Genomic DNA, 12,472 nt, shown 5'->3' with positions numbered 1-12,472 from the left:
AATGGCGCGGGTTAATGCGGAGGCGTTAACCCAAGGTCTTGCCGCCGAGGTCATTTTTAGGGCCGCGGTGGGCAAATTGCGAGGCGCGCCGCGTTGTTGTGAGGCTTGACTGCCACTCTGTTCGTATTCAGGTAACCTCTTTGTCAGGAATGACAACGCGAGGGAACAGGGATGGTGAAGCCTCTATTGCAGGGACTGTCTTTATTACATGGAAGGGCGTTATCACCGCTGAGTAGCTGGTTTGCGATGTTGCTGCTGGCGGGATGCGTGAATTCGCCTCAGGGGGCGACAAATCCAGCGCTCGCCCAAACCCGCTTACAGCTGGGATTGGCGTATTTGGCGCACAATAATCTGGATTCGGCGCGGCAGAATCTTGAGAAGGCGGTAGCGATTGCTCCGCAGGATTATCGAACACAACTGGGGATGGCGCTTTACGAACAGCGGATAGGTGAAAACCGTCTGGCCGAACAGCGTTATCAGCAAGTGCTGAACATGGCACCGGAAAATGGCAGTGCCATGAATAATTACGGTGCGTTTCTGTGTAGTTTAGGGCAGTATGTAGCGGCGCAGCGACAGTTTAGTGCGGCTGCACAACTTCCTGATTACAGTCAGGTTGCTGATGCGTTGGAAAATGCGGGATACTGCTTTTTCAATGCCGGGCAGGTTGAAGACGCGCGTCGTTTATTAAGTCGGGCGCTGAAATATGACCCGAAGAAAGGCATCGCATTGCTGGCGGAAGCAAACCAACAGTTTTCTGCCGGAAAAAGTGAGCAAACGCGACTGCTGATTGAGATTTATCAGCATAGTCTTCCGGCCAGTGCCGAAAGTTTATGGTTACAGATTCGTTTCGCCGCGTTAGCGGGCCATGATGGCGATAAAGAACGTTATGGCAACGTGCTGGCGCGAAGTTTTCCACAATCTAAACAGTACCAGCATTTCTTAGCTAATGAATACTGAAGCCACCCAAAATACAACAGAAGCAAAACTACCCGGTGAACGTCTGCGTGAGGCGCGCGAACGCCTTGGGCTGACTCAGCAAACTATTGCCGAGCGTTTGTGCCTTAAAATCACCACCGTTCGTGATATCGAAGACGGTACGACCCCTGCCGATTTAGCGCCGACCTTTCTGCGCGGCTATATCCGTTCTTATGCCAAGCTGGTTCATTTACCCGAAAATGACCTGCTTCCCATAGTGGATAAACAGGCCGTGCCTAAAACGATCTCCGTTTCGCCGATGCAGAGTTTTTCACTGAAAAAAAGTCGCAAAAAGCGCGATGGCTGGTTGATGACAATCACTTGGCTGGTTGTGCTGGTCGTTCTGGGGCTGACGGGTGCATGGTGGTGGCAAAACCATCAGGCTCAGCAGGCAGAGATCAACAGCATGGTCGATCACGCCAGCTCAGCACAGGCACAAACGGAAGGGCAGTCTGTTCCGCTGATGGATAACAGCGCTCCGCAGGAAACCACGACGTCGAGTTCTGCAACTGCACCTTCTTCAACGCCAGTCGATCTTTCCGCGACTATTGGGGCGGCACCATCAACGCCTCCTTCTTCCACAACTGCCCCTTCTGCTGCACCGTCCAGCCAATCATCTTCACCGGCGAACGCGACACAGTCACAGTCTGCGGGTAATACCTTGCTGGGGGCTGGGGCAGTCGCACCCGCTGCTACGGTAGCGGAGAGCAATCCGGTGCCTGCAACTCATGCATTGGTAATGACCTTTACGGCTGATTGCTGGTTGGAAGTCACGGATGCGAGCGGTAAGAAACTGTTTAGTGGCATGCAGCGTAATGGCGGCACGCTGAATCTGGATGGTCAGTCACCTTATAAACTTAAAATTGGTGCGCCAGCTGCGCTACAGATCCAATTTCAAGGTAAGCCGGTCGATTTAAGCCAATTTGTACGTAGTAGTCAGGTTGCACGTCTGACGCTGACGGCCGAATAACATGTTGTTCAAGTAAGACTGCAATGTTGGAGATGAAGTAATGCATAACGCTGCACCCATAACCCGTCGAAAATCAACACGGATTTACGTCGGCAAGGTGCCTGTTGGTGATGGTGCGCCGATTGCGGTGCAATCCATGACCAACACTCGAACCACCGACGTTGAAGCCACCGTCAACCAAATTAAAGCGCTAGAGCGTGTTGGTGTCGATATTGTCCGGGTGTCCGTACCCACAATGGATGCGGCGGAAGCCTTTAAGCTGATCAAACAGCAGGTAAGTGTTCCGCTCGTCGCTGACATTCATTTTGACTACCGCATTGCGCTGAAAGTCGCAGAATACGGCGTCGACTGTCTGCGCATCAACCCCGGTAATATTGGTAACGAAGAGCGTATTCGCTCGGTTGTTGACTGTGCGCGTTACAACAATATCCCGATCCGCATTGGTGTTAACGGCGGCTCGTTGGAAAAAGATTTGCAGGAAAAATACGGTGAGCCAACACCGGAAGCGCTGCTTGAATCGGCAATGCGCCATGTCGATATCCTCGACCGCCTAAACTTCGATCAGTTTAAAGTCAGCGTCAAAGCCTCGGATGTTTTTCTGGCGGTGCAGTCTTACCGTCTGCTGGCGGCGCGTATCGATCAGCCGCTTCACCTTGGTATCACCGAAGCCGGTGGGGCGCGTAGTGGTGCGGTGAAATCGGCTATCGGCCTCGGTCTGCTGCTGTCTGAAGGTATTGGCGATACGCTGCGTATCTCTCTAGCGGCCGATCCCGTTGAAGAAGTGAAAGTTGGCTTCGATATTCTGAAATCACTGCGCATTCGTGCACGTGGCATCAACTTCATTGCTTGCCCGACCTGCTCTCGTCAGGAATTTGACGTGATCGGTACGGTCAACGCGTTGGAGCAACGGCTGGAAGATCTCATCACGCCGATGGATGTTTCAATTATCGGTTGCGTGGTGAATGGCCCCGGTGAAGCGCTGGTGTCTACCATTGGTGTTACGGGCGGGCACAATAAGAGCGGCTTCTATGAAGACGGCGTGCGGCAGAGAGAGCGCTTCGATAACGAACAGATGATCGATCAGCTAGAAGCCAAGATTCGCGCCAAAGCCTCCATGATGGACGAAAATCAGCGTATTACCGTTAATCTGGTGGATAAATAATTTTGCAAGGCGTGGCGGTATGCCGTCGCCTGTATAATTCACGACTCCTGAACCCGATGGGGATGCCCCGCATTGAAGATGCGACGACAATCCTTCTATAATCGGGTTTATTTTTTGAAAAACGTATAGAGAACTGACGTGGCAAAAAATATTCAAGCCATTCGCGGCATGAACGATTACCTGCCAGCCGAAACGGCATTGTGGCAGCGTATTGAAAACAGCCTGAAACAGGTGCTCAGCGGCTACGGCTATAATGAAATTCGTTTGCCGATTGTCGAGCAAACACCGCTGTTTAAGCGTGCTATCGGTGAAGTGACCGATGTTGTCGAAAAGGAGATGTATACCTTTGACGATCGCAATGGCGAGAGCCTGACTCTGCGTCCTGAAGGGACGGCAGGCTGCGTCCGCGCTGGTATTGAGCACGGTATTCTCTACAATCAGGAACAGCGTCTGTGGTATGTCGGTCCAATGTTCCGCTACGAGCGTCCGCAGAAAGGGCGTTATCGTCAGTTTCATCAGTTGGGCTGTGAGGTTTTTGGTCTGCAAGGGCCGGACATTGATGCAGAACTGATCCTGATGACAGCCCGCTGGTGGCGAGTACTTGGTATCGCCGACCATGTGAAGCTGGAACTGAATTCGATCGGTTCATTGGACGCGCGTGCTCGCTATCGTGAAGCGCTGGTGGCGTTCCTCGAACAGCATAAAGATCAGCTCGATGAAGACTGTCTGCGCCGGATGTACACCAATCCGTTGCGCGTTCTGGATACCAAAAATCCACAGATTCAAGCGCTGCTGAATGACGCGCCGGTGCTGACGGACTACCTGGATGACGAGTCGCGTGAACACTTTGAGGCGTTGGGTGAACTTTTAACGCAGTCCGGTATCCCATATACCGTTAATCCGCGTCTGGTCCGTGGTTTGGATTATTATAACCGCACCGTATTTGAATGGGTTACCACCAGTCTGGGCGCTCAGGGCACGGTCTGTGCCGGTGGACGTTATGATGGTATGGTGGAGCAACTGGGCGGCCACGCGACGCCAGCCGTCGGTTTTGCGATGGGGCTGGAGCGTCTGGTTCTGCTGGTGCAGTCTGTGAACCCGGATTTCAAAGCACAGCCAAGCGTGGATGTTTATCTGATTTCTTCCGGTGCAGGAACGCAGGTAGCTGCAATGCAACTGGCGGAGAAATTACGCGATGCGCTGCCGCAGCTGAAATTGATGACCAACTATGGCGGTGGCAACTTTAAGAAACAGTTTGCTCGCGCTGATAAATGGGGCGCACGCGTCGCATTGGTATTAGGCGAAAATGAAGTGGCGGCCAGTCAGGTTGTGGTTAAAAACCTGAGCAATGGCGAACAGGATACATTGGCACAGGCTGACGTCGCATCGCGGCTGGCAACGTTACTGGATTGAGGAGAGAGACACCGTGGAAGTCTATACCACAGAGAATGAACAGGTTGATGCACTGCGTCGTTTCCTCGCGGAGAACGGAAAGGCGCTCGTTGTCGGTGTTGTGTTGGGTGTCGGTGCGCTGGTTGGCTGGCGTTTCTGGCAAAACCATCAAAATGATAGCGTGCAGGCGGCATCGGCGTCTTATCAGCAGGTGACGGAGCAACTGGCCGAAGGTAAAGCTGAAGCGATTGCTTCAACAGAGAAATTTACGGCTGAGAATAAGAATACCTATGGTGCGCTGGCTTCTCTGGAACTGGCTCGTCATTATGTTGATCAGAAAGATTTTGCTAAGGCAGCGCAACAGCTGGTACAGGCACAGTCGCAGACTAAAGATGCCGATCTGCTGGCAGTCGTGAATCTGCGTCTGGCGCGGGTTCAGCTACAGGAAAACAAAGCGGATGACGCGCTGAAAACGTTGGATGCCATCAAGCTGGAAGGCTGGGCGTCACAGGCAGCGGAAGTGCGTGGCGATATTCTGGTGAGCAAAGGGGACAATCAGGCTGCGCGTGATGCCTACAACAAAGGGTTGTCTTCCAATCCATCGCAGGCACAGCAAGCGTTACTGCGCATGAAACTGAATAACCTGTCCAGCTAAGAGGAATTCCATGCAATTGCGTAAAACACTGTTGGTAGGACTGGTTTCTGTTGCCCTGCTGAGCGGATGCTCGCTGTTTAACAGCGAAGAAGATGTTGTCACTATGTCTCCACTGCCGAAGGTGGAAAACCAGTTCACGCCAACCAAAGTGTGGAACAGTTCGGTTGGGAGTGGCATTGGTGAGTTTTATTCCAATCTTCATCCAGCATGGCAGGATAATCGCGTTTTTGCCGCCGATCGTCGTGGTACCGTAAAAGCGATGGATTTGAATGATGGCAAAGAGGTGTGGCGCGCCGATCTGTCCGAGAAGACCAATTTCTTCTCTCGCAATAATCCAGCGCTGCTGTCTGGCGGCGTAACGGTTTCTGGTAAGCATGTCTATGTCGGCAGCGAGAAGGCGCAGGTCTATGCGCTGAATGCGGAAGATGGTACGCCGGTATGGCAGACGAAAGTGGCAGGCGAAGCGCTGTCACGTCCTGTGGTCAGTGATGGTGTGGTGCTGATTCACACTAGCAACGGTATGTTGCAGGCCTTGAATGAAGCGGATGGCGCAATCAAGTGGAGCGTCAATCTGGATATGCCGACGCTGTCTCTGCGCGGTGAATCTGCCCCGACAACCGCATTTGGTGCGGCGATTGTCGGCGGTGACAACGGTCGTGTGAATGCCGTGATGATCAATCAGGGTCAACTCATCTGGCAACAGCGTATTTCACAGCCGAGTGGCGCAACCGAAATCGATCGTCTGAACGATGTCGACACAACACCCGTTGTTGCGGGCGAAGTGGTGTACGCGCTGGGCTACAATGGCAATATGACTGCGCTGGATCTGCGTTCTGGTCAGGTTTTGTGGAAGCGTGAACTGGGTTCCGTGCATGATTTCATCATTGACGGTGACCGCATCTATCTGGTCGATCAGGACGATCGCGTTGTTGCATTGAACACTAACGGTGGCGTGAGCCTGTGGCGTCAAAGCGATCTGCTGCACCGTAACTTAACGGCACCAGCGCTGTATAACGGTTATCTGGTTGTGGGCGATGCCGAAGGGTATCTGCACTGGCTGAATACGGCAGATGGTCGCTTTGTGGCACAACAAAAAGTGGATAGCTCTGGTTTCCTGAGCAAGCCTGTCATTGCCAGCGACAAGCTGTTGATTCAGGCGAAAAATGGTGATGTCTACGCGTTCACTCGCTAAGTAATACCGTATTGATTTGGAGCGCAGCGCTTTTGGAGGCGTTCCCACTTTTAACTGTGTTACTACAACGGCTCCTGACACTATCAGGGGCCGTTTCGTCTTTTTATCGTCAGCGAGTGTTTCGCTGTAACGTATTGAAATATAAGTAATGAGGTTGTAACAATGATACCTGTCGTCGCGCTGGTCGGGCGCCCGAATGTGGGTAAATCCACGCTATTTAACCGCTTAACGCGCACTCGTGATGCATTGGTGGCGGATTTCCCTGGGCTGACTCGTGACCGCAAGTATGGTCGTGCAGAAGTGGAAGGGCATGAATTTATTATCGTCGATACCGGTGGGATTGACGGCACGGAAGACGGTGTGGAAACGCGCATGGCGGGTCAATCGCTGGTGGCGATTGAAGAAGCTGATATCGTGCTGTTCATGGTCGATGCTCGCGCGGGGCTGATGCCTGCGGATGAAGGCATTGCCAAGCATTTGCGCAGCCGCGAAAAGACGACGGTGCTGGTCGCTAACAAAACCGATGGCCTTGACCCTGATATGGTCACTGCGGATTTTTATTCACTCGGTATGGGTGAGGTCTACGCGATTGCCGCATCTCATGGCCGTGGCGTAACGTCGCTGCTGGAAACGGTTTTACTGCCGTTTGTACAAGATGAAATAGAAGAGCCGGTCGAGCTCACCGAAGAAGAAGAGAACGCGGCTTATTGGGCAGCGTTAGAAGCGGAAGAGCAGGCCAACGAAGAAGAAGCGGAAGACGATTTCAATCCTGAAGATTTGCCGATCAAACTGGCGATTGTCGGGCGTCCGAACGTGGGGAAATCCACGCTGACTAACCGTATTCTGGGTGAAGAGCGTGTTGTGGTGTACGACATGCCGGGCACAACGCGTGACAGTATCTACATCCCGATGGTGCGCGATGAACGTGAATATATTCTGATTGACACCGCCGGGGTGCGTAAGCGCGGTAAAGTCACGGATACGGTAGAAAAATTCTCCGTCATCAAGACGTTGCAGGCGATTGAAGATGCTAACGTAGTGCTGCTGGTTATCGATGCACGTGAAGGTATTTCCGATCAAGATCTCTCACTGCTGGGCTTTATCCTCAATAGTGGGCGCTCACTGGTGATCGTGGTGAACAAGTGGGATGGCCTGTCGCAGGAAGTGCGCGATCAGGTGAAAGATACGCTGGATCTGCGCCTCGGCTTTATCGATTTTGCCCGCATTCACTTCATTTCTGCGCTACACGGCAGCGGCGTGGGTAACCTGTTTGAATCGGTGGCCGAAGCCTATTCTTGCGCGACGCGTCGTGTGAGCACGGCGATGTTGACGCGTGTTATGCAAATGGCGGCAGACGACCACCAGCCGCCGCTGGTGCGCGGTCGTCGCGTGAAGCTGAAATATGCGCACGCCGGGGGGTATAACCCGCCGATTGTGGTGATCCACGGTAATCAGGTGAAAGACCTGCCAGATTCCTACAAGCGCTACTTGATGAACTACTATCGTCGTTCGCTGGAAGTGATGGGTACGCCGATTCGTATTCAGTTTAAAGAAGGGGAAAACCCCTTTGCAGACAAGCGCAACACGCTGACGCCAAACCAGCTACGTAAGCGTAAGCGGTTAATGTCGCATCTTAAAAAGAGTAAATGATTCATCAACGGGGGCGAATAGCGATATTCGCCCCCGTTTCGTCTCTGATAAAACGAATAATAATCAAGGAAAGTCATGTCCTGGGAAACCTGGAGTTTTGCATTCAACGTTACGATGCCTAATGTACTTATGTTGTTGATAGGTATTGTGTTACGCAAACTCAATCTTCTGAATGATGCGTTTTGTGATACGGCAATGCGGGTTGTATTCAATCTTTCTCTTCCCTGTCTGTTGTTTTTTAGTGTTGCAGGCAATCACCATTCTTTCGCAAGCCAATGGCCACTAGTGGTATATGGCACGGTAGGGATATTGGCGACATTTCTGCTGCTGGAAATCGCGGCGGTGAAGGTCGTCAAGGACCCGAAGGAACGCGGCATTTTTGTGCAAGGTGGGTTCCGTTCGAATACTGGCGTAATGGGGCTGGCATTTGCGATGAGTGCTTACGGTGATGAAGGCATTGCTGTTGGCTCACTGTATCTGATGGTGACCGTGATTATGTTCAACGCACTGTCTGTCATTACGCTGACGCGCAGCTTGCAGCGGCAATCTCCTGAACAGAAGATCCCAGTAAGCCAATTGCTGCGGGGGATTGTGACGAACCCGCTGATCATTGGTTTACTTCTGGGGGCTGCATATGAGCAGAGCCAATTACCGATGCCGAGTGTGATTAAGCAAACCGGCGGCTTTATTTCCTCAATGGCGCTGCCGCTAGCGTTACTCTGTGCCGGAGCCAGTCTGGAGTGGCGTAGTATGTTTCGTTCGTCCAATGTTGCCGTGTTGTCTTCTGTGGCGAAGATATTCATTGTGCCGGGGCTACTCACGCTGGGCGGATGGCTGGTTGGTTTTCGCGGTGTTGAGTTGGGCATTATTTTTCTATTTTCATCGACGCCAACCGCAGCAGGTAGCTATGCAATGACTCGCGCGATGGGGGGAAACGCCACGTTGGCAGCGAATATTATTGGCTTGACGACGGTTGGCGCGTTTTTCATGATTGCGATTGGGCTGTACGTGTTGCGTTCCCTCGGTGTGATTTAACGTCTGACCACCACGTGTTATTGATAGCAAAATGGAGGAGAAAAGATGGATGCGCTTTGTCCTGATTGTCACCACGTGATGCTGTGGCAGCCTGATGGTTCATTTTTATGCAAGGTCTGCCAGCAGCATTATCTGCGTAAGGCGGCGTGCCCTGAATGTAACCACTTACTCCAGGAACTGAAAGCCTGTGGCGCGGTGGATTATTTCTGTCAGCAGCACGGGATGATTTCCAAACGGCGGGTTGTGTTCAGTTACGTACCTGCCGATTAAGCCAATTGTTACGCTTGTATGCCGTTGCGCCACAGTTCAGTCAGTTCCGGTGGCGCGCGGTCTTCGGGGATCAGCAAGATGACATCGGCATATTGATTCTGCTGCGGGTGGCTGTAGCTGATGTGGATGCGGTAATAGAACTGGTCGCCGCGTCCTGGGCCATCGGGTTCGCCGGATTCACGAGCTTGGGGAAAGGCATCGCGGATCGCATTACAAATGCGTTCCCGTTCGGATGAGGGGACGCTGGCGAGCGCGAAGCGTCGCGGCCCCGCCAGCTTGGGGATAAAGGCGAATCCCCCTTCACGCGCCAGCTCAATGATGGCGTCGTCGTTGAGCTCTGGCAGCGTTCTCATAAGAACTCCTGACGTACCTCCACGCCCACGGTTTCCCATGACTGCTGGATGATATCGGCAACAGTGTGGTTAAAACGCTTAGCGGCATGTTGAATGGTATGGCGCGCGAAAATCTCGAAATCCGCATTTTGCGGCAGCGCTTTGTCACACAGCGTGTCGTACCAGATACGACCCGCTTTTTCCCAGGAATGCCCGCCTAGCGCGATAGCTGTCAGATAGAATGCTCGGTTGGGAATACCCGAGTTCAGGTGTACACCGCCGTTATCTTCACGGGTGTTGACATATTCGTTCATGTGGGAGGGCTGGGGATCGGTACCCAACAGTTCATCATCATACGCGGTGCCCGGATGAGACATCGAGCGCAGCCCCATGCCATGGATACCGTCTGCCAGAAGTTCGGCACCGATAAACCAGTCGGCCTGTTCAGCGGTTTGCCCTAAATGATACTGTTTGACCATCGAACCAAAGACGTCGGACAGCGATTCATTGAGCGCGCCGGATTGGCGGAAATAAATCAGCCCCGCTTCATGTTCGGTGATGCCGTGAGCGAGTTCATGTGCAACGACATCAAGCGCAATCGTGAAGCGATTGAATATTTTACCGTCACCATCCCCGAATACCATCTGTTGCCCGTTCCAGAAGGCATTCTGGTAATCCTGACCGTAATGTACGGTGCCAGCCAGTGTCAGCCCTTCAGCGTCCAACGAATTGCGTTGGAAAATCTTCCAGAAAAAATCATAGGTTACGCCCAGGTAGTCATAGGCCTCATCCACCGCGATATCACCGTTGCTGGATTGACCTTCAGCGCGTACCAGTTTGCCAGGCAACTGTTGCTGCTGTTCTGCATCAAGGATACGGCGGTTTGCTTGCCCTGCGGACAATGTCTCATGAGGCTCAGGGCGCGGGTTGTGGCTGACCATTAATGACTGAACGTGCATCAGTGTTTGTTGCGCGCAGTGTCGCTGCTCGTCTGTGCCGTTTGCAATAATACGATGCAGAATATAGGGGGGGATTACGCTACAAATTTTTTGTCTGGACTTCATACCTCATCTCCTTGAAAACGCTCATCAGGGGTAACTCAGACGATCAATAAAGCTCACTGTCTTTTTATCCCATCCGCTTCATCGCGCAGTGCTGCTTGAAGTATGACGGGGATAAATTTTAGTGAGCTGGAAATGAGTATAGTTCAGATGTCAGTGGCAAGAATGGGGGATCGCCGTCGTTTTAGGATAAATCCCCATTCCGTGCATTTTATGCCAATCGCGTTATTTTGGCATCTGAGACGAGGGTTTTCGCCGCTTTTTCACGGAACTTGAGTTTTGAATCAGCGTCGTGACCTGACTTTCTACCCAGCCGTCCTGCAAACGGGTTTTCAGCGTTTCACCGGGGGCAGTTTGCGCGACATTTTTCAGCACCTTACCGTCCGGCGCCGTGGTGACGTTATAGCCACGCGCCAGAGTCGCCAGCGGGCTAACCCCTTCCAGTCGCGAACAGGCGATGCCTAACTTTTGCTTGTTCTGATTCAACTGACGCTCTACTGCGCTTTGCATCTGATAGCTCAACTGCTGCAAACGCTGCTGCGCACGATGAATGCGGGTTTGCGGCTGCTGCTGCATCAGGCGCTGTTGTAAGCGTTCACTTCGGCGTGAGGTCAGCCGAAGCTGATGCTGCATAGCGTCATCCAGTCGCTGGCGTAGTTTAATCAACTGAGTTTGCTGACGTGCCAACCGCAGTTGCGGGTGCTGCTGCTGCAAGCGATGGTGCAGGCGGGTAAATTCCCGGTTGCGTTGGGCAAGGTAGTAGTCCATTGCCATTTCCAGACGCTGGCGATGGGACTGGATCTGACGCAATAGCTCAAGTTGGTTACGGCTCACTAACTCGGCAGCAGCGGACGGCGTGGGTGCACGCAGGTCACCGACGAAATCGGCGATGGTGACATCGGTCTCATGGCCGACGGCGCTGACGATAGGAATACGGCTAGCGAAAATAGCGCGGGCGACCCGTTCGTCGTTAAAGCTCCAGAGATCTTCCAGTGACCCTCCGCCGCGCCCGACGATTAACACGTCACACTCATCTCTCTGGTTAGCCAGTTCGATGGCGCGAACAATCTGTAGCGGCGCTTCGGCGCCTTGCACTGACGTGGGATACACGATCACCGGCAGTGACGGATCGCGGCGCTGCAAAACTTGCAAGATATCGTGCAAGGCGGCACCGCTGGCTGACGTAATCACACCGACCTGTTTGGCGGGAGAGGGCAGAACCTGCTTAAACTGCTGGTCGAACAGCCCTTCGGCAGCGAGGCGCTGCTTGAGCTGTTCAAACTGCTGCTGTAGCAGGCCATCGCCAGCGGGCTGCATGCTTTCCGCCAGTAGCTGATAGTCGCCGCGAGGTTCATACAGCGTGATGGTGGCACGAATCAGCACTTGCTGACCGTTTTGCGGGCGGAACGTCACTCTGCGGTTGCTGGTGCGGAACATCGCACAGCGCACCTGTGCCCGCTCGTCTTTTAGCGTGAAATACCAATGGCCGGATGAGGGCTGAGAGAGGTTGGAGATTTCGCCGGAGAGCCAAATCTGGCCCATTTCCATTTCCAACAGTTGTCTAACCGTCTGATTCAGGCGGCTAACGGTAAAAATTGCAGAGGAGGGAAATTGAGACATTGTGAGCCAGATCAAATTTTAAAACAGTCACTTAATTGATCGATACTACCTACCTGAAACAGGTAATCAAGCATTTTAGTAAAATAATGCTGGAGGCAACCGATTACGCTCTGTATAATGCCACGGCAATATTTTATCTATTCTTACATCCACCTTGG

General features: G+C 52.8%; 12 protein-coding genes. 9 read left to right on the top strand and 3 right to left on the bottom strand.

All coding sequences use genetic code 11. The features are described from left to right. Nucleotides 1-171 precede the first annotated feature (171 nt). From pilW to A6301_RS15815, 9 genes are all read left to right on the top strand, one after another. Nucleotides 172-957, top strand: a complete 786-nt coding sequence (gene pilW / locus A6301_RS15855; protein WP_234258221.1) for a type IV pilus biogenesis/stability protein PilW — start codon at nt 172-174, stop codon at nt 955-957. Then, the gene (rodZ, locus tag A6301_RS15850) at nt 947-1,945 is read left to right on the top strand and encodes a cytoskeleton protein RodZ (protein WP_205543154.1); all 999 of its coding nucleotides are present in this window, start codon (nt 947-949) and stop codon (nt 1,943-1,945) included. Before pilW ends, rodZ begins: the two co-directional genes overlap by 11 nt. A gap of 40 nt (nt 1,946-1,985) precedes the next feature. Beyond that, nucleotides 1,986-3,107: a flavodoxin-dependent (E)-4-hydroxy-3-methylbut-2-enyl-diphosphate synthase gene (ispG, locus tag A6301_RS15845; protein ID WP_234258220.1), complete on the top strand. Its 1,122-nt coding sequence runs from the start codon at nt 1,986-1,988 to the stop codon at nt 3,105-3,107. A gap of 138 nt (nt 3,108-3,245) precedes the next feature. Further along, nucleotides 3,246-4,520, top strand: a complete 1,275-nt coding sequence (gene hisS, locus A6301_RS15840) for a histidine--tRNA ligase (RefSeq protein WP_234258219.1) — start codon at nt 3,246-3,248, stop codon at nt 4,518-4,520. 13 nt (nt 4,521-4,533) lie between these two features. After that, a complete protein-coding gene (locus A6301_RS15835; protein ID WP_107170458.1) occupies nt 4,534-5,154 on the top strand; it encodes a YfgM family protein in 621 nt (206 codons plus the stop codon). A gap of 10 nt (nt 5,155-5,164) precedes the next feature. Further along, a complete protein-coding gene (gene bamB / locus A6301_RS15830; RefSeq protein WP_234258218.1) occupies nt 5,165-6,346 on the top strand; it encodes an outer membrane protein assembly factor BamB in 1,182 nt (393 codons plus the stop codon). 162 nt (nt 6,347-6,508) lie between these two features. Continuing rightward, complete coding sequence (gene der / locus A6301_RS15825; protein ID WP_234258217.1) at nt 6,509-7,996, top strand: ribosome biogenesis GTPase Der; 1,488 nt, start codon at nt 6,509-6,511, stop codon at nt 7,994-7,996. A gap of 75 nt (nt 7,997-8,071) precedes the next feature. Next, complete coding sequence (locus tag A6301_RS15820) at nt 8,072-9,031, top strand: AEC family transporter (protein ID WP_234258216.1); 960 nt, start codon at nt 8,072-8,074, stop codon at nt 9,029-9,031. A gap of 45 nt (nt 9,032-9,076) precedes the next feature. After that, nucleotides 9,077-9,301: a zinc ribbon domain-containing protein gene (locus A6301_RS15815; protein ID WP_107170462.1), complete on the top strand. Its 225-nt coding sequence runs from the start codon at nt 9,077-9,079 to the stop codon at nt 9,299-9,301. Nucleotides 9,302-9,309: 8 nt separating this feature from the next. On the opposite strand, the gene A6301_RS15810 is transcribed toward A6301_RS15815, so the two are convergent. From A6301_RS15810 to xseA, 3 genes are all read right to left on the bottom strand, one after another. Further along, the gene (locus A6301_RS15810) at nt 9,310-9,654 is read right to left on the bottom strand and encodes a protealysin inhibitor emfourin (protein WP_234258215.1); all 345 of its coding nucleotides are present in this window, start codon (nt 9,652-9,654) and stop codon (nt 9,310-9,312) included. Beyond that, nucleotides 9,651-10,697: a M4 family metallopeptidase gene (locus A6301_RS15805; RefSeq protein WP_234258214.1), complete on the bottom strand. Its 1,047-nt coding sequence runs from the start codon at nt 10,695-10,697 to the stop codon at nt 9,651-9,653. Before A6301_RS15805 ends, A6301_RS15810 begins: the two co-directional genes overlap by 4 nt. A 222-nt stretch (nt 10,698-10,919) precedes the next feature. Next, the gene (xseA, locus tag A6301_RS15800) at nt 10,920-12,314 is read right to left on the bottom strand and encodes an exodeoxyribonuclease VII large subunit (protein WP_234258213.1); all 1,395 of its coding nucleotides are present in this window, start codon (nt 12,312-12,314) and stop codon (nt 10,920-10,922) included. Nucleotides 12,315-12,472: the final 158 nt, after the last annotated feature.

The sequence above is a fragment of the Pectobacterium sp. IFB5596 genome (assembly GCF_021432585.1).
GTDB classification, from domain to species: Bacteria; Pseudomonadota; Gammaproteobacteria; order Enterobacterales; family Enterobacteriaceae; genus Pectobacterium; species Pectobacterium punjabense.
The sequence above is the reverse complement of the archived record's forward strand: the minus strand, read 5'-3'. Positions and strand labels throughout refer to the sequence as shown.